Source organism: Agrobacterium bohemicum (assembly GCF_002896715.1).
Taxonomy (GTDB): domain Bacteria; phylum Pseudomonadota; class Alphaproteobacteria; order Rhizobiales; family Rhizobiaceae; genus Agrobacterium; species Agrobacterium bohemicum.
On record NZ_PGEL01000028.1, the window covers coordinates 378,317 to 395,983 of the forward strand.

Here is a 17,667-nt window from a genome sequence, read left to right on the forward strand (position 1 = left end):
CACTGCCCGTCAATGCCCAACCGTCTTTGNAAACACGTTTACAACGACGACTCCTGCGATGATAAGCCCAAGCCCGATCATCGCGGCCAGATCAAGCGTCTGGCGGAAGAACACATAACCGACGACGGAAATCAGCACGATGCCGAGACCGCTCCAGATCGCGTAGGCGACACCAACGGGCAGCGNTTTTAGGGTGATGGACAATAGGAAGAACGCCGCACCGTAAAAGACAGCCATGAGCACCGTTGGCACAAGCCGGGTAAACTGTTGCGATTGCTGCAGGAAAGACGTGCCGATGACCTCGCAGACGATAGCTGCAATGAGCGCCGCATAGGTCGTGACAACTCCATTCATGTTTTGTCCTCTCCGCGTGTCATCCCTATCAACCTCTTGCGAAGTGCCTCGCCAGTGTTACCTGCGTGACCGTTATCGCTCATCAAATCCGCAAGCCAGATGCCATCGACGGCAAGCCTGACAAGCTCGAGACCGATCTCGCCATCCGTCTTTTTATGGCGCGCATTGCGCCCGTCGATCCAGCTTTGCCACATCTGCCGCAGCGACGGTTCGCTGATCAGCGCAACCGACATCGCAGACCATTGCGCATAGGTTTCACGCCTGCGATCGGTAAAGAAGGCATTCACATAGGCCCGTGTGAAGCATCCATAGCCGTCACGATCCCGTGAGATCAGCGCGTCGATGTCGGCATCGAGCTTGGCCAAAAGGTCGCTAAGCAAAGCCTCCAGCAGCGCGTGTTTGGAGGAAAAATGATGAAACAAACCGCCCTTCGTTACCCCAGCAGCGGATGCGACGGCCTGCACTGAGACCGCCGAAAACCCCTGCTCCGCAGCAAGTCTGGCCGCGCAGTCGATGAGATTTCTACGCACCACGTCAGGCTGCTTTTTACGTTCCGTCAAACTATCCATCGTCAATACATACCGGACGGTAGGTTTCTTTTCAAGAAAATTACCCGCCACCAATGGGGGTCGANTTTCATACTTAATTAAGGATGAAAGCGATCTTTAAAGTTTGAACGGTTTCGCTGCCTGAAACTATTGGTAGGCTTGCGGGGCGACGAGTGGACGGACAAGGGGGGAATTTATGTCGGGAACGATCAGACGGGGATTGGCTGGAACATGGATGTTTGCTTTGGCCTTCCTCTGCACGGTCCTCTCCCTGCAGGCGTCTCAAGCGCAGGCGGGCTATGCGCATTTCGTAATGGATGCGAAGACAGGAAAAGTACTGGCGTCGGAAAATGCCGACGTTAAAAACTACCCTGCATCCCTCACGNAAATGATGACGCTCTATCTGGTTTTCGAGGCGTTGCACGATGGTCGCCTCAGCTGGAACGAGCGCATCACGATGTCGAAGCGCGGTGCAGCCGTCATCCCTTCGAAACTCTGGGTGAAAGCGGGTACGACCTTCACCGTGCGCGAGGCGGTCTATGGCATGATCGTAAAATCCGCGAACGATATGGCGGAAGGCATGGGCGACCATCTGGGCGGCTCGCAAGCGAAGTTCGCGCAGATCATGACACGCAAGGCGCGACAGCTTGGCATGACGAAAACCGTTTTCCGCAACGCATCCGGCCTGCCGAACAAGGCACAGGTCACGACGGCGCGCGACATGGCAAAGCTTGGACTCGCGCTACAGCGTGATTTTCCGAAAGAATATAACCTTTTTGCAATGCAATCCTTCAAGTTCCGCGGCAAGACGATCCGCGGCCACAACCGGCTGATGGCGCGCTATCAAGGCGTTGATGGCATCAAGACCGGCTACACCAATGCCTCCGGATTCAACCTCGTCAGCGCGGTCAACCACAACGGCCGCAGCGTCGTTGGCGTGGTGCTGGGTGGCAAGACCGCCCGTGGTCGAGACAATCAGATGGCGTCCCTGCTGGACCGTACACTCCCGAAAGCGTCCAGAGGAACTGGCAACCAGCAACTCATCGCAAGCGCAAGTTCAAGCAAAACATTCGACGTGACGCCTGCCAGCGTGCCTTTGCCGATGTTTGCGGAACGCCGCGACCCGATCGCCGCGCAGATCGCTGCCGGAAACGCCGTGATACCGGATATGATGCAGACATCTGCGGTGCGCGCCACGACCTCGGAGCGCAGCGCATGGGAAGTGCAGATCGCAGCAGCGGATTCGCAAAGAGCAGCCCTCTCCCTGCTGCGCAACGCCCGCCCATCCATCGCATCCAGCTATTCAGGAATTGCGCCCTACACGGAAGCAGTCAGAAGCGGTTCCGCCACACTTTACCGCGCCCGCTTCACTGGTTTCGACAATCAGGCAGCAGCGCTGTCTGCATGCAAGGATCTAAAGGCACATTCCTACTCCTGCGTCGTCATGGCAAACGAGAGTTGAGAGCGGATCAGTCAAGCCAGCCGGTAGCAATCGCATTGCCCAGTTGTGACATGCCGTTTGCCCGCGCAAGCTCACCCATGGCGACATGGTCGTAGCGGACTTGCCGGAAATAAACCTGCCAGCCGTGAGCCGTCTCTTCCAGCACGGCATAACTGGCAAGCGGATGACCGGCTTCGACCTGGTGATAGACCGGTTCGTCATCTTTCCAGCCCGGGCAACCGACACTGCCCGGATTGACGATCAACCGGCCATCGGAAAGATGAACGGTGCGGGCTATATGGGTGTGACCGCACAGCATAAGCGGTTGCTTGATACCTTCCGCCAGTGCTTCGATCTCTTTCAGTGGGCGCAGGCTAAGAATGCCTTCGGGTGAAAGCCTCTCTAGCCAATATTCCAGATCGCCTTTTGGTGAGCCGTGGCAGCAATAAGCAACATCCTTGAACACCATGTCGAAGGGCATGGCCTGCAACCAGGCGAGATGAGCCGTCGAGAGCTGCGCATGCGCAGGCTTTTCCCAGTCTCCCATGTTCTCGAACGGGCGGTCGATCAAAGCACGATCATGATTGCCACGAACGGTCGGGATGTTCTGCCCCACCAGAATATCAGCGGTGCGGCCAGCTTCCAGCGGCCCGCTAAAGCAATCGCCGAGATTGACGATATCGGTAATCCCAAGNTTTCCAATATCCGAAAGGACGGCTTCCAGTGCGGCGCAGTTTCCGTGGATATCGGCAATAGCGGCAAAAATCATCGAGTTCAGCTTCCACGGTATGTTGAGTAACTATAGGGCGAAAGCAGCAGTGGCACGTGATAATGGCTGCTCTCATCTGCTATGCCAAAACGAATGGGGATGATGTCGAGAAAGGCGGGGTCCGGTAGAGCAAGACCTCGGGTTCGGAGATAATCGCCCGCGTGGAACACCAACTCATAGTACCCCGCGCGAAATTCATCGCCGATGAGCAACGGTCCACCATCAACACGACCGTCACTGTTGGTTTCCACCGNTTTCAGCTTTTCGCGGCTGTCGCCATCCAACCGGTAAAGATCGATGTTCAAANCCTGCGCANGGGTGCCATTGGCGGCGTCGAGAACATGGGTGGTAAGACCGGTCATGGCTTGGGCTCCGCAACGAAATAGGGCTGATCNAAAAAGAATTCTTCCAGATTGTTACCGGGGCCATCCCGATCCACAACCAGNAAATCACTGGTGGAATCGAGCGTCATCAATGGATGATGCCAGACATTGCGATGGTAATTCACGCCTTGATCCGCACGGGCCAGAAATACACGCGGTTTTCCAGGCTTCCCCTGCACGTCCTCAGAAACGACCACCAGAAACGGATTGCCGGACAGCGGCGTAAAGCTCTGGCTGCCAAGCGGATGTCGTTCCATCATATCGATGGCGTAGGGAAACCGCCTGGGTTTGCCACGAAAAATGTTCAATACGACACGAGCACCCTCGCCTGTCACGTCAGGCGCTGCGAGCGCATGATGCCGCTCGGTATTGCCACCATTGATGAGCTTGATCGTTGCGGTGTCTGCCTCGATAACATCGCCAAAGGGTGCGAATACCTCTTTGGTCAAAGGCAGGATTTCAAGAAATTCAGTCAAAATTCATTCACCTTGGACACGCCAGTTTCTGATGAGTGCCATACGCGCCTGCAAGTCGGGGATACTTTCAGTGACCGTCCTCCAGACAACCGACAGCAGGCCGGAATAATCATGCAAGATGAGATTGCGCATGGCCTCAGCTTTCCGGCAGGATGGCAGTCAATCGCAACAGAGCGATCTTCTCGACCTGCTCTGTCGCGGTTGCAAACTCATCCTGCACATTATGATTGATGCGAGTTTCGAACGAGCGCAGGATATCGTCTTTGGTCAGACCTTTGACGGCGATAATGAACGGAAAGCCGTTCTTCTCGACATAGGCAGCATTGAGTTCCGTAAATCGGGCATGCTCGTTTGGAGAAAGGCGATCAAGACCTGCCCCAGCCTGTTCTTTGCGGCTGTCTTCGGTCAGCCCTCCGGCGATGGCCAGCTTTCCTGCAAGATCGGGATGGGCGCGCAGAACGCCCAGTCTTTCGTCTTGGGAGGCCGCGCGAAAGTGTTTTGTGAGTGCGGCATGCACGGTGCCAGCCGTCATAGGCTCCCGAACGTCGCCTGCATCAAAGGCGCGTTCCGCAATAAACGGCGAATGCTCGAAAACGCCGCCGAAACGGCTGACAAACTCGGCCCTACCAACCATCAAAGCGCCTCCGGCTTATGATGTGCATGCCAGTGACGTGCGATTTCGACGCGTTGGGGTATCCAGACCTTTTCATGGCCAAGCACGTATTCAATGNAACGACGAAGCGCTGCGGNCCGGCCNGGACGACCGACGAGCCGGCAGTGAAGGCCAATGCTCATCATCTTGGCTGCACCTTCGGCCCCTTCCTGATAGAGCACATCGAAGGTGTCCTTCAGGTAGGTCAAGAACTGATCACCGGAATTGAAGCCCTGCGGCGTNGCAAACCGCATGTCGTTTGCATCGAGCGTGTAGGGAATGATCAGGAACGGATCATCCTTCAGTCCTTTGACCCAGTAGGGCAGATCGTCTGCATAGCTGTCAGAAGAATAAAGGAAACCGCCCTCCTCCATAACGAGGCGCAAGGTGTTATCTGAGGGCTTGCCTTGATACATGCCGTAGGGGCGCTCGCCGGTCAGCTCCGTGTGCAAGCGCACGGCTTCAAGCACATGCTTTCGCTCTTCTTCCTCTGAAAAGTCCTTGTATTCCAGCCAGCGATAACCGTGGCTGGCAATTTCCCAGCCTGCTTCTTTCATCGCAGCAACGGCTTCAGGGTTGCGCGCCATGGCTGACGTGACGCCGTAGACGGTGGTCGTGACGCCGAGGCTGGTGAACATGCGCCACAGCCGCCAGAAACCGGCGCGCGATCCATATTCGTAGATCGATTCCATGTTGAGATTGCGTTGCCCTGGCCATGGCTGCGCACCGACGATTTCCGACAGCAGAGACTCGGACGCCTTGTCGCTGTCGAGAATGCAGCTTTCGCCACCTTCTTCGTAATTTATGACGAATTGTACCGCGATTCTGGCATCGCCTGGCCATTTGGGATCAGGGGCATTACGACCGTAACCAACGAGATTACGGGGATAGTCAACGGAAATCATCAAATCACCTTCACGCAAATTTCGTGAACGGTAGCATTGCGGACCGGAAAGTCGAGAGCATTTTCGATCGCGTCGTTATGCAATCTTTCGGGCAGACACGCGACCCATGGGGTGCAGTGAATGCACGCGGAACGGGGCGCCCGGCTCGTCTTCCACGAAAAGGGCAAGGTTGGAGAATTCGACTTGCCTGTCCAAAACAGGCTCGAAGACGCCACGCACTGCCCGCTCCACACGCACGCAGTCCGCAGGCACTACACCACCCGTCAAGATCATCTGGAACCGAAATTCGTCCATCACATAGGGATGGCCCCAACGGTGAAGATTGGTCAGTTGCGTTGCAGACAGACGATCGGGGTCGGCGCGCTCGATATCGGCGTCGGATAGGGGCGCACGATACCGATCAAATTCCTGAACAACGCTTGCCGCGAGAAAATTCAGGGCTTCCGATGGCCAGGACAGCACCAGCCCATACAGATTTCCGAGTTTGGCAATTTCGAACGGCGGCAAGGTAAAGGGTTGATGCGTTCCGGCAAAATGCATCAGGCTACGCAGCAGCGCTGCCTCGCCGACATCATCCATCAAGCGGAATGGCGCCTTGATTGCGCCATGGAAACCGTAACGACGTGGAAGAGCCGTATGATAGGAAATTTCCTGCATGCCGAGGCTTGAAACGGCGGGTGGTTCCACCGTCTGGCCGGAATAGACATCGCGACCAAGCCAAGCCGCAGCCGCATGGGTCAAGGGGTCGTTCGGGGAAGGCGTAAAATGAATGGCGTACCGCATGCGTCGTCACCTCGCCGTCCGAAACGGTTTTCATCAGCTATATTGCATAAGGCAAGCTGTTAGGTGATTTGCGTGACAGATTAACGACGTGCAAACGCTGATAAATCAATGAGGCAGGTTGAAAACGCAGATGTGATCTTCAAAAGAAAAACTGCCCGGTACATCCATGGGCTTGCCCTGTAAAGCATCCAGAGCAGCATCCGCCAGGCGATGTGCCAGGCCGAAACTGACCTTGAAGCCGCCGGTCAATGCAATTATTCGTGGGTAATCAGGATGCGGACCAACCATAGGGTCACGCCCGATCGCCTTGGGACGCAAACCGGCCCAGCGTTCGATAACGGGAGCATCTGCAAGCGAGGGAACGATCTGCCGTGCCTGCGCAATCAGACCATCCAGCTTCTCATCCGTCGTCAAAGCGTCGTCAAAGTCTTCCTCGCTGGTGCTGCCGATAGCAACCGTGCCATCCTCATGCGGCACGACATAGAGACCGTTCAGAAACACCACAGGCATTAAGGGATCCGCATTGACTTGCAACAATGCGGCCTGCCCTTTGACGGGCCGCCCAAGATCGGCATCCGCAGCGAAGCCCAACGCTTCGGTCAAAAGCGGAAATGAATGATGCCCGGCTGAGACCATGGCGTGACCAAAGCCAATCCGCTGGCCATCCATCAAGATCGCCGCTCCATTCCTATCCAGCGTCGCAACACCGCAGTTCTCCACCACCTGCACATGNTTTGCCCGTCGCAGATACTCTTTCAACATGGCAATGAATGCCCGGGGGGAAACCTTGGCGGCGAAGGTGTCGTGTACAAAACCCGCCTCACCCGCTGCTGCGTTCACCCATCCATCGACCGGCGGCGTATCCAGCAGGTGCCAATGAAATTGCCGGCCACCTTGGCCCCAATTCGATATGGCATCCCTTTGATGCCGTTCCGCGATTGAGCGCAGATGGGGCTTGGGCAACGGGATGATTCTCCCGCATCGCCGGTAGCCTGCCGACAGGCCCGTTTGCGCCTCCAATGCCCCTATCTCGGTTTCGAGGCTCAGCAAGGCATCGAATTGAAATTGCTTCTTGTCGGACCAGCGATCCGGCATGTGCGGCATCAAAGCACCCAGAAGACCGCCACTGGCACCGCTTCCAATGCCGTCGGCATCGACCAGCAACGTGTCGATACCGAGCTTTTCCGCCTTTACCGCCGCCCACAGCCCCATGATGCCACCGCCGATGATCAGCAATGAGACGCTGGCTGGCAAAGATGATTGACCTGTTTGCCGGGGAAGACTATCGGCTTGGAGCATGAGACATCCCGACGAAAATATGCCGGCACGAGCCGGCTCAAATATGCTGGATTGGCGAGAGGGCGATATGCCCTATTCTCTGGCCTTTGGCGACCACTTTTATTGCCAGACGGACGGACGGCAGGAATGCAGCCACGTCTCACTGTCGGGCAATGGCCTGCCTGAACGCTGGCAAACGGCGCAGGGAACATTCCGCATCGGTGAACTCGGTTTCGGGACGGCACTCAATCTGTGCGAAACCTGGCGGCAGTGGAAACTGCACCGCCCCACCAATGCCAAGCTGCATTTCGTGTCCTTCGAGCTCTACCCGATGACCACGAGTGAGTTGGACCGCGCGCTGTCCCATTGGCCGCAGCTGGACGCCGAGCGCAAAGCGTTCGTCGCGCAGTGGCCCTCGGACCCGGAAGGCTGGGTTGACATAACTCTGGATGAGCAGACGCGTCTGACCGTCTTCTGCGGCGACGCCATGCAGGGGATCATCCAGAGCACGGATACATTCGACGCCTGGTATCTCGATGGCTTTGCGCCCGCGAAGAACCCGGATATGTGGTCGCTGGAGATCATGGCAGCGCTGTTTGCGAAGACCGCTCCAGGCGGAACCTTTGCGACATTCGCGGCGGCAGGTTTCGTGCGGCGCAATCTGGGCACAGTTGGCTTTACCGTCGAACGTCGACCCGGCTTTGCGGGNAAACGGGAAATGCTGTGTGGCGTAAAGCCATAACGAAAAACGCCCGGANTTTTCATCCGGGCGTTTCTTAATTCAGATCAGACCCGATCAGCCGCGCTTGCGACCGCGACCTGCGTTACCAGCAGGACGAGCCTGACCGGCAGGTGCGAAGGAACCGGGTTTACGTGCCGGACGACCCTGGCCACCGCGATGGTTGCGGTTAACGGCTGGCTTGCCAGCTGCGCCTTCGGCATTTGGACGCTTGAAATCTGACGTCACTTCCAGATCGTTGTCGCGTTCAACAGGTGCGAATTCACCAGCGCGTTGACCACGGAATTCGCCATTGCGGCGTCCGCCGTCACGCGAAGCGCCGTCACGAGGACCGCGCTGTGGACGATCACCATGTGCACGCTCGCCACGTTCTGCACCTTGACGGCGAGGACCGTTTGCATTGGCGCGGTTGCCAGCGCCACGGTTATTGTTGTTCCCGCGAGACGGGCTCGACAGACCTGCTGGACGTTCGCCGGACAGAACCGGAATCTCGATCTTCATCAGCTTTTCGATGTCATGCAGCAGACGGGTTTCGTCCGGTGCGCAGAACGCAATGGCAATGCCGTCGAGACCAGCGCGGGCTGTACGACCGATCCGGTGAACGTAAGCGTCAGCCACTTCAGGCAGATCATAGTTGAAGACATGCGTTACGGCTGGAATATCGATACCGCGTGCGGCAACGTCAGTCGCAACCAGAACCTTGAATTCGCCGTCCTTGAAGCCCTTCAACGCACGTTCGCGCTGGCCCTGGCTCTTGTTGCCATGGATCGAAGCAACCTTGAAGCCGATGTGTTCCAGATACTTGGACAGCTTTTCAGCCCCATGCTTGGTGCGCAGAAACACGATAGAACGGCTATCCGGGTTTTCGTTGAGGGTCTTCTTGAGAAGCTCGGTCTTGTCGTTCTTGCCTACAACGAAATGAACATATTGTTCTACCTTGTCGGCAGCCTTGCCCGGAGGCGTAACCTGAACGGTAACCGGGTTTTTCAGATAGCTGCCGGCCAGGTCTGCGATCGAGTTCGGCATGGTGGCCGAAAACAGCAGTGTCTGACGCTCGGCAGGGACCATCCTGGAAATCTTGCGCAGATCATGGATAAAGCCGAGGTCGAGCATCTGGTCGGCTTCGTCAAGCACGAGGAAAGTCACCTTGGACAGGGAAATCGCGTTGCGCGAGATCAGATCGAGCAGGCGACCAGGCGTGGCAACCAGAATATCTGTGCCCNTTTCCAACTGCAGTTGCTGCTTGTTGATGGACGCGCCACCAACGACCTGATTGATCTTCAGATGCGTCTTGCGCACGAAGCCGCGGAGGCTCTCGCCAATCTGGTTCACCAGTTCGCGTGTCGGCGCCAGAATAAGGGTGCGGGTGGTTCTGTTTGCAGGACGATCAGGTAGCTTCAACAGCATTTCTATGAGCGGCAGGCCGAAAGCGGCCGTCTTGCCTGTGCCGGTCTGTGCAAGACCGATCATGTCGCGACCTTCGAGAAGAAGCGGAATCGCTTTTTCCTGGATGGGCGTAGGTGTGGTGTAACCGAGCTGGGTGACGCCGGCCACGATTTTTTCGGAGAGGCCGAGTTCGCTAAAACTGGTCAATAGTATACCTTTCGGGGCGCCAAAACGCTTGAACCCGGATCAGCCTTGCTGTCCGGTTGTCTTGGCGTCAAGAACCCCGCGTGAATTGGGAACTTGTGGGTTGGAATGACTTTCTGCGCTTCAGTGCGGCGATTTCGCCGGCTCCTGTATCAATGCGCTTTTTCCTTCATGCGTCGTATCGTTTTCGTTGACGCTGCAGCTCACGCGGCTGCCGAGGGTGAAAGCTTGAGGGGGTTTGATCGTTTTGCGGAGAAAAGTCAAGCAAATGTTTTAGGTGCTTGATTTTCCATAGCGCCGCCAGCGGCGACCGAAACTTTAACTATCCATGAAAAACTATAGTTAACAAACCTTAATAAAGCGCGTCGGCGCGTAGCCAGTTCGGTCATTCTACAATAGNTTTCANTTTCAAACACGACAAAACAGATGTGCTGATTCTATCGTACGTCACAGGCAGTTACGGAGAATATCTTGATAAATGGGGGCGGATTGCTTGAAAAAGCATGTGAAGGCGTTCAAGCGCTGGATTTGCCCGCCTGCATTAAAGATAGTCAATTGCGCTATGTCTGCGTTAATTCAGCCTACGCACTTTTTGTCGGCCGCCCGATCGCCTCTTTCCAGAACAAGACAACACATGAATTGCTTGGCATAACCGAAGATAACGAGCGGCAGGATAAGGAACGCCGTTCGCTCGTTTTTGCGACGGAAGAAGTGATATTGTGCAAAGGTCACAACGAAAGCCATGCGGTAAAATGCGAACGGTTCGAAACCGAAGATGGGGCTTTGTTCCTGTTCGAGATTTTCGAAACAACGCCTTCTGTCGCGACGGATATTGAGGCCGATGGAAACGAGACACTGATCGGCAAAAATGTGCTTGATCTTCTCGATGTGGCTGTTGCGGTTTATGACCCCGAAGACAGGCTGATTTACTCCAACAAGCGGTTCGAGACGTTATACTCTGACCTCAACCTTGATTGGCAGGCCGGGCTTGAACTGAAGACAATCGCCGCGGCTTTCCATGACATCGTCGTCAAGGTCAGAAGCCCTGACGCGTCTGACAAAGAGGCCTGGCTGGAAGCGAAGCTCGCTGAAGCCCGCGAGCCATACTCCGAATTCACCGAGGAGATGAGCGACGGACGTTTCATACGCTTCATCAACAAGCGTCTCGAAAACGGTATGCTGGTTGCGCTTCGAATCGACGTCAGCGAAGCCAAAGCACGAGAAATTCTGCTGGAGAAGCACACGCGCGAAAACTGGCTTTTCCGGGAAGCGCTGGAGCGTGTGCCGGTTGCCGTTTTCATGCTGGATAGCGAACGTCGCCTTACCTATGCGAACGCTTCCTATGAAACATTGTGGCGCGAGCCCCGTGGGAAATATTACGGCCTGACGGAGTCGCAGATTTTCGTTCACGAGGGTGAGCGCTTCCGAAAGGAAAATGATCACGTTCTCCAGACCGGCGAGGAACTGCAGAAAACCGAAGAAATCCTGCTGAACGACGGCACATCCGTGCCGACAATCATCAGGGTGGGCCGCATGATAAGCCCAGACGATGAACCCTATCTAGTCGGCTCCGTAACCGACACCACGCCGCTGATGGAGCAAAAGCAGGCACTGCTTGCTGCCCGCGATGAAGCTGAGAAGCTTCACGCTGAGGTTCAGTCGATTCTCGATTCACTTCCCGTTGGCGTCATGTTGCTGGGATCGGACCTGACGATCGAGTACGCAAACACGTGTTTTTATGACCTTTGGGAAGTCGAAGAGCAAATCGATCTCGTTGGTCAGCCCTATAAGCGTTATATGCAAATGGGCTACGAAAGCGGNAAATATGATTTCGGCGATATCAGCTTTGAGGATGCTTGCCGTGACCGCATCAACCGCCTGAACCTGATCGATGGTCATACGTCGCGGGAAGTCGAAAGCAAGGCCGGCAAGTTCACGATCCTCTCAAAACAGCGGATAGCCGGAAACAAAATCCTTATCACGTTTTCCGACAGCACCGCCGTGCGCGCCCGCGACAAGGAAATCAGTGCCGCCCGCCAGGAATTGCAGCGTGTTGGTAAGTATTTGCAGGATGCGACACGCGTCATGGCCCAGGGATTGGCTCTGATTCNAAACGGCGAGATCATCATGTCGAACGATGCGATGGCACGCATGTTCGATGTCCCGCCAGAGCTGGTCGCCGCTGGTAAAAGCTGGCTGCCATTCTTTGCCTATTGCGCAGACCGAGGCGACTTTGGCGATGCCGAAAGCGCCGAAGCAACGCGTTTGGAATGGATGCATAATGTTGCGGCTGGCAAACCCTTTTCATCGCTCAAGCAAGTGGACGCGAAGCGCTGGCTCAATGTGGAGGCGACCATCAGTGCCAGCGAATACTGGCTTGTCATCGTAANCGACGTCACCGAGATGAAGCAGCGTGAAGCAGAGCTTGAGGGCCTGCTGGCGCGCGCCAAAGCTGCCGACATGGCCAAGTCCGAATTTCTGGCCAATATGAGCCATGAGATCAGAACGCCGATGAACGGCGTCCTCGGCATGGCGGAATTGCTGGCCAAATCCAAGCTCGACACCCGGCAGCGAACATTTACTGATGTCATCGTGAAATCCGGCAATGCGCTGCTGACGATCATCAACGACATCCTCGACTTCTCGAAGATCGACGCAGGTCAGATGACGCTGCGCAGCACGACCTTCGACGCGGCGGAAGCCGTCGAGGATGTTGCATCGCTTCTATCGTCGCAGGCGATGGNAAAAAATATCGAACTCATCGTCAGCATTGATCCATCATTCCATCATCTGGTGAGCGGTGACGCAGGACGCTTCCGGCAGATAGCGACGAACCTCATCGGAAACGCCATCAAGTTCACGGAAACCGGCCACGTCCTGATCGAGCTTGTAGCCGAGAGCGTTGACGACAGCGAACTCATCATGAACCTGCGCGTCCAGGACACCGGTATCGGCATTGCGCAACATCAGTTGAACCGCANTTTCGNAAAATTCAATCAGGCAGATACCTCCTCGACACGCCGCCATGAAGGCACCGGCCTCGGTCTTGCAATCACGGTGGCACTTGTCGGGCTTTTCGGTGGAAAAGTGGATGTGGAAAGCGTGGTGGGGCAAGGCTCGACCTTTACCGTAACCTTGCCATTGCGCATCGTGGGAAATCGATCCGAGCAAAACGCCGGCCCTATCGATACCNAAAAAGTCAGCGTCCTCGTGATCGATGACAACGCGGTGAACCGACAGATACTGACCGAACAACTGACAAGTTGGGGTGTCGATGGCTACGCAGCCGCCAGCGGCCCGGCGGGTCTGGCTATTCTCGAAGAGGCCGCAGCAATCGGCTTCGATATCGATGCGGTCATTCTGGATTGTCACATGCCGGATATGGATGGGGTGCAGGTGGCGCGCACCATAAGAGGCGATCCTAGGCTTTGCGATACCGCAATCGTCTTCCTGACATCGATGGATTCGGTTCACCGCGAGCCCGAAATCCAGTTTGATGCACATCTTATGAAGCCCGTGCGTGCCAGACNTTTGCGCNAAACATTGACGGATGTCGTCCGCACACGGCGCGCTGAGCGTGCGTTGCAGGATCAACTCGGCGGTAGAGATGGATCGGAGTCGCCTGCGCCGGTGAGGAAAAGCAGCGATACCGGCCATCGCCCAAACGCTGGTGAACAAGGACACCGAGACGAGACCCGGGCAACCGAGGTACGACCAAACACAGGATCACTGGATGTCCTGATTGCCGAGGACAATGACGTCAACCAGATCGTCTTCACGCAGATTCTCCAGCAAACCAATCTTGATTTCCGTATTGTCAGCAATGGNAAAAAGGCGGTTGAAGCGTGGAGAATCGATAGACCTTCCATTATTTTGATGGATGTTTCCATGCCTGTCATGAACGGTCATCAGGCAACTCAGGCTATTCGTGCAGAAGAACAAAATATGCCGAATGGGACGCGGGTTCCGATCATCGGCGTTACCGCTAACGCACAAGACAGCGATCGTGATCTGTGTCTTTCGGTGGGGATGGATGATTATCTGTCAAAGCCCATCAGTCCCGAACTTCTTCAGGCNAAAATCGAAAAATGGCTGATGAGACAACCGCAAATGACCGCGGATTCGAAGTCGAATTAAAAACGCCGCCTGAGAATATCCCACGCGGCGCTCAAAATCTCAGACTTGCCAGCGATTAACGGCGCTGCCCATCCGCGGAGAAGGCACCTGGGCCAGCCACGACCAGGTAAAGAAAGATGAAGCAGAAAAGAATGGCCGCATCGCCGCCGTTCAAAACTGGAAAGAAGCTTTTCGGTGCGTGTGCCGTGAAGTAGGCAACGGCCATCAGACCCGACAGAAGGAATGCAACAGGACGGGTGAAAAGTCCGACGAGGATGAGAAGTCCGCCGACCAGTTCGAGAAGCCCGGCGATCAGCAACATTGTAGGAAGAGAACCTTCCATCTGCGACGCCGGGAAACCGAACAGTTTCTGCGTGCCGTGCTCGATGAACAAGAGCGCCGCGATGATCCGCAGCGCAGCCAAACCGTAAGGCTGGTATCGCGATAGNTTTTCNAAAAATGCCATTTTATTTTGTCCTTATAAAGCAGGTTCGACCTAACGATCTTCAAAACCTAACTGGGAAATACAACTATTCGAGATACACTTTTCCCGACCAAAAACAACAGCCTACCCATCGATTCACAACGCGTACAAACGATCGTGATCAGCTTTTTGGAAGCGTGGAATTTCGCCTTGTCATCTCATGCGAATATGACGCGTAAGCGACAGCAGGACGGCACAAATCAGAACACAATAGACCCCCATGACCATGATCTGGGACGTGAAGGCCACGCCGGAATCGATGAGCATTCCGCCAAGGCCGGGACCGAGCGCAGACGCAAAGACCATGGTGGCGACGATGACGGCGCGGATCGCGCCCAGATACTTCACACCGTAGACTTCCGGCCATAGACTTCCGAAAAGCGTGAGCGAAAAGCCGTCGGAAATTCCGTATNAAACCATAAAGACGAAAACCACCCACGGCGCATCCACAGCTCCCAGCAGCAGACAACCGACCCCGAAAGGCAACAGGTAGAATGGAAGCAATCGAAGCGCCGAAAACCGATCGACCAGATAGCCGGAAAGCAAAGAATTCGATACGGCGACCACCGCATAGATCAGGAAAGCCGATGCAAAAGTTTCGAGCGGCCATCCCTTCGATTGCGACAAATGCACCTGATGGNAAAAGATCGTGTTGCTGATAAAGGCTGGCGGCAGCATTCCAAGCATCAGAAGATAGAAATACGGATCACGTAGCACCTCGCCGCGCATCCAGTTGCGGGAAACCTGAGCAGTTGGCAAGACCGGAACAGGCGCGGTCACGCGCTCGACTTTCAGCAGCGCCAGTAGAACGGGAAACAATATCAAGATGATAAACGCAGCAACTATAACCCAGAGATTACGCCATCCGAATGCTGCCATGCCAGCGACGGCAAGCAGGGGCAATAGGGCTTGTCCGGCGTTCACCCCCAGTGCCGAGATCGACACGGCCCTTCCCCGTTCCGCTGAGAACCAGCGCCCGATAGTGGTGTAGGCAATGTGCACCATCATGCCCTGGCCGNAAAGACGTAGCNAAAACAGGCTTACCGCCAGCACCACGATGGATGAGGAGTAGGCAAGCCCGATTGNCCCTGACGCCAGTGCGAGAACGGCCAGGGCAACAATGGAACGAACCGCTTTGACATCCAGAATTTTACCAAGCCATACAAGGCTGAAGGCGGATGCGAGCGTTACGGCCATATAGACAAGCCCAAACTGGCCGTCGCTGAGATCAAGCTCGCGGCGTATTTCACCACCGGATAGCGAAATGAAAAAGGTCTGGCCGAAAGAGGACGCAAAAAGCATCGCGAAACCGGCGCCCAGCCAGCGAATGTTGTCGCGCAAGAATGAAAGCNAAATCGACCCTGACTTATGGAGAAGCCCTGTTGTTCAGGCGATCATGCGGGCCTGCGGCTGCGCGATCGGATTGAACGGCTCAAATGTTATGTTAGCGCCGACGATTGTCGCCACCGAGTTCGCTGGGATTATTTCCCATTTTTCAGCACCGGTACCAAAGGGTTCTGACGCAATCGCTATCCCCTGCCCCACATTTCGCCAGTAAAGCGTTGGCGGGCGTGCATCGCTGGACCAGCGAAAGGCGTGCAACTTTTCTCCATCAGCATGGATAGCACTGAACCGAATAGGTTGGTCGATTCCGGAATTGACGACGATATCCAGGCATTCCTGCAAGGTTTTTCTAAGAGCACCGACCGGATCGCGGTCTAGACCATAGCCGGCAGCAATCAGAAAAATGGCTTCGCTGTCACCATTTCCTGCGCGCGAACAATAAACCTCATCCGGAATATACGCTTCGATGGCGCGCTTGACCTTTTCATATCCGCCAATTTGACCGTTGTGCATGAAAAGGTGGCGGCCGAAGCCNAAAGGATGACAGTTTGCCATAGACACGCCACCGGTCGTGGCCGAGCGGACATGGGCCAGAAACATGCTGGAGCGCAGTTGGTGGCACAGCGACGTCAGGTTCCGATCAGACCAAGCAGGAAGAATACCGCGATAGATACCGGGTTCGCCTCTTTCCCCGTACCAGCCTATGCCGCAGCCATCGCCATTGACCACAGTCTTCGCCTCACGCGCCGCCATCGACTGACTGATGAGCGAGCTTTCCGGCTCGATCAGAAGACTGTCAAGCCAGACGGGAACGCCGGAATAGGCAAGAAAACGACACATGCGGTACCGCCATGGTTGAGATTGTGATCCGGTGCAAAGAGCGCCGGATCACGGCGTTAATAAGGTGCTCAGGCCTGCAAAACAACCACCCGCGAGCTAACAGGCACTCGCTGATAGAGGTCGATGATGTCGTGGTTCAGCATGCGGATACAGCCGCTGGACATGGCATGGCCGATAGACTGCGGCTGGTTGGTGCCGTGCAGACGGAACATGGTATCGCCGCCATCGCGGTACAGGTACAAAGCGCGTGCCCCGAGCGGATTGTTTGGACCACCCGGCATACCGCCCGCATATTTGCGGTTACGATCCGGCTCGCGGCGGATCATGTTCGGGGTTGGCGTCCAACTGGGCCACTCGGCCTTGCGGCCGATATAGGCGTTACCCCTGAGCGCTAATCCCTGACGGCCAACGCCCACGCCGTACCGCATGGCGCGACCATTGCCCATGATGTAATACAGACGGCGAGCGGGGGTATCAACGACGACAGTTCCGGCCGGATATGTCGTCTGATACGCGACTTCCTGGCGACGCAGTTCTGGATCGATCTTGTCCAGAGGCATCGCCTTTAGCGGAAACTTCTCATCTGGAATGGCTGCGTAATTCTGNTTTTGCTGAACGAAATTGGTGCTGGCGCAACCTGCAAGAAGAAGCGGTAATCCAAACAGGACTCCACGGCGCGAAATAGACATATTACCCCCGGTCGATTCATATCTCTGTTACCAAGGAGTATAATTTTATGGTTAACAAACCTCTAATTGCGATTGTGACAATTAACCAAGTATAGGCGCGGGCACCGAAAGCACCGGCGGATTGGCGGCGAAAGAATGGTCAAAAATTAGGCAGAGAATTCGCTGTTAGTCTCTGTAAATCGGCACTGCGCCGAGTGTGACCGAGGAACCCTTTGCCACTGCGCCGCATTTTACGTCACAAAAGGCGAAACTGCTTANTTTTTGCATATTTAGCAA

18 protein-coding genes are annotated in these 17,667 nt (G+C 55.6%); 3 read left to right on the forward strand and 15 right to left on the reverse strand.

Going from position 1 to position 17,667, the window contains the following annotated elements:
* Nucleotides 1-9: 9 nt before the first annotated feature.
* Nucleotides 10-354 carry a DMT family transporter gene (locus CUC55_RS20445; RefSeq protein ID WP_103088979.1) on the reverse strand — a complete coding sequence of 115 codons (345 nt, stop codon included), beginning with the start codon at nt 352-354 and terminating at the stop codon, nt 10-12.
* The gene (locus CUC55_RS20450; protein WP_067644777.1) at nt 351-923 is read right to left on the reverse strand and encodes a TetR/AcrR family transcriptional regulator; all 573 of its coding nucleotides are present in this window, start codon (nt 921-923) and stop codon (nt 351-353) included. Before CUC55_RS20450 ends, CUC55_RS20445 begins: the two co-directional genes overlap by 4 nt.
* A gap of 199 nt (nt 924-1,122) precedes the next feature.
* Between CUC55_RS20450 and CUC55_RS20455 the strand changes: the two genes are divergently transcribed.
* A complete protein-coding gene (locus CUC55_RS20455) occupies nt 1,123-2,364 on the forward strand; it encodes a serine hydrolase (protein WP_170063937.1) in 1,242 nt (413 codons plus the stop codon).
* 7 nt (nt 2,365-2,371) lie between these two features.
* Here the strand turns inward: CUC55_RS20455 and CUC55_RS20460 are convergent, their stop codons facing one another.
* The 8 genes from CUC55_RS20460 to CUC55_RS20490 form a co-directional block, all read right to left on the reverse strand.
* Nucleotides 2,372-3,112, reverse strand: a complete 741-nt coding sequence (locus tag CUC55_RS20460) for a metallophosphoesterase family protein (protein WP_103088981.1) — start codon at nt 3,110-3,112, stop codon at nt 2,372-2,374.
* 5 nt (nt 3,113-3,117) lie between these two features.
* On the reverse strand, nt 3,118-3,474 hold the full coding sequence (gene uraH / locus CUC55_RS20465; RefSeq protein ID WP_103088982.1) for a hydroxyisourate hydrolase: 357 nt from the start codon (nt 3,472-3,474) through the stop codon (nt 3,118-3,120).
* Nucleotides 3,471-3,971, reverse strand: a complete 501-nt coding sequence (locus CUC55_RS20470) for an ureidoglycolate lyase (protein ID WP_103088983.1) — start codon at nt 3,969-3,971, stop codon at nt 3,471-3,473. The genes uraH and CUC55_RS20470 overlap by 4 nt, the downstream gene beginning before the upstream one ends.
* A gap of 3 nt (nt 3,972-3,974) precedes the next feature.
* On the reverse strand, nt 3,975-4,103 hold the full coding sequence (locus CUC55_RS23355; protein ID WP_280940003.1) for a ribonuclease HepT family protein: 129 nt from the start codon (nt 4,101-4,103) through the stop codon (nt 3,975-3,977).
* Nucleotides 4,104-4,107: 4 nt separating this feature from the next.
* Nucleotides 4,108-4,605: a 2-oxo-4-hydroxy-4-carboxy-5-ureidoimidazoline decarboxylase gene (gene uraD / locus CUC55_RS20475; RefSeq protein WP_067644762.1), complete on the reverse strand. Its 498-nt coding sequence runs from the start codon at nt 4,603-4,605 to the stop codon at nt 4,108-4,110.
* Complete coding sequence (gene puuE / locus CUC55_RS20480) at nt 4,605-5,528, reverse strand: allantoinase PuuE (protein WP_103088984.1); 924 nt, start codon at nt 5,526-5,528, stop codon at nt 4,605-4,607. The genes uraD and puuE overlap by 1 nt, the downstream gene beginning before the upstream one ends.
* A 75-nt stretch (nt 5,529-5,603) precedes the next feature.
* Entirely contained in the window at nt 5,604-6,311 is a 708-nt protein-coding gene (locus CUC55_RS20485) for a DUF1045 domain-containing protein (protein ID WP_067644756.1), read from the reverse strand.
* A 105-nt stretch (nt 6,312-6,416) separates the two neighbouring features.
* Complete coding sequence (locus CUC55_RS20490; protein ID WP_103088985.1) at nt 6,417-7,610, reverse strand: NAD(P)/FAD-dependent oxidoreductase; 1,194 nt, start codon at nt 7,608-7,610, stop codon at nt 6,417-6,419.
* Here CUC55_RS20490 and mnmC2 point away from each other — a divergent pair.
* Nucleotides 7,609-8,331: a tRNA (5-methylaminomethyl-2-thiouridine)(34)-methyltransferase MnmC2 gene (mnmC2, locus tag CUC55_RS20495; protein ID WP_067644750.1), complete on the forward strand. Its 723-nt coding sequence runs from the start codon at nt 7,609-7,611 to the stop codon at nt 8,329-8,331. The two genes, CUC55_RS20490 and mnmC2, sit on opposite strands and share 2 nt — an antisense overlap.
* Before the next feature lie 54 nt (nt 8,332-8,385).
* Here mnmC2 and CUC55_RS20500 read toward each other — a convergent pair whose 3' ends face one another.
* On the reverse strand, nt 8,386-9,921 hold the full coding sequence (locus CUC55_RS20500; protein WP_103088986.1) for a DEAD/DEAH box helicase: 1,536 nt from the start codon (nt 9,919-9,921) through the stop codon (nt 8,386-8,388).
* A gap of 867 nt (nt 9,922-10,788) precedes the next feature.
* Here CUC55_RS20500 and CUC55_RS20505 point away from each other — a divergent pair.
* Nucleotides 10,789-14,055 (forward strand): response regulator, encoded by a 3,267-nt coding sequence (locus CUC55_RS20505; RefSeq protein WP_425352897.1) that lies wholly within the window; start codon nt 10,789-10,791, stop codon nt 14,053-14,055.
* 55 nt (nt 14,056-14,110) lie between these two features.
* On the opposite strand, the gene CUC55_RS20510 is transcribed toward CUC55_RS20505, so the two are convergent.
* The 4 genes from CUC55_RS20510 to CUC55_RS20525 form a co-directional block, all read right to left on the reverse strand.
* On the reverse strand, nt 14,111-14,500 hold the full coding sequence (locus tag CUC55_RS20510) for a DoxX family protein (RefSeq protein WP_103088988.1): 390 nt from the start codon (nt 14,498-14,500) through the stop codon (nt 14,111-14,113).
* A gap of 171 nt (nt 14,501-14,671) precedes the next feature.
* Nucleotides 14,672-15,820 carry an MFS transporter gene (locus CUC55_RS20515; RefSeq protein ID WP_103089217.1) on the reverse strand — a complete coding sequence of 383 codons (1,149 nt, stop codon included), beginning with the start codon at nt 15,818-15,820 and terminating at the stop codon, nt 14,672-14,674.
* Between the two features lie 84 nt (nt 15,821-15,904).
* A complete protein-coding gene (locus CUC55_RS20520) occupies nt 15,905-16,702 on the reverse strand; it encodes a class II glutamine amidotransferase (RefSeq protein WP_103088989.1) in 798 nt (265 codons plus the stop codon).
* A 68-nt stretch (nt 16,703-16,770) separates the two neighbouring features.
* Nucleotides 16,771-17,391 carry a L,D-transpeptidase gene (locus CUC55_RS20525; protein ID WP_103088990.1) on the reverse strand — a complete coding sequence of 207 codons (621 nt, stop codon included), beginning with the start codon at nt 17,389-17,391 and terminating at the stop codon, nt 16,771-16,773.
* Nucleotides 17,392-17,667 lie beyond the last annotated feature (276 nt).

Bases quoted from the DNA above. Each gene is read 5' to 3' on its own strand.
- CUC55_RS20450 (WP_067644777.1), bottom strand. From the start codon at position 923: ATGGATAGTTTGACGGAACGTAAAAAGCAGCCTGACGTGGTGCGTAGA.
- CUC55_RS23355 (WP_280940003.1), bottom strand. From the start codon at position 4,103: ATGCGCAATCTCATCTTGCATGATTATTCCGGCCTGCTGTCGGTTGTC.
- uraD (WP_067644762.1), bottom strand. From the start codon at position 4,605: ATGGTTGGTAGGGCCGAGTTTGTCAGCCGTTTCGGCGGCGTTTTCGAG.
- CUC55_RS20485 (WP_067644756.1), bottom strand. From the start codon at position 6,311: ATGCGGTACGCCATTCATTTTACGCCTTCCCCGAACGACCCCTTGACC.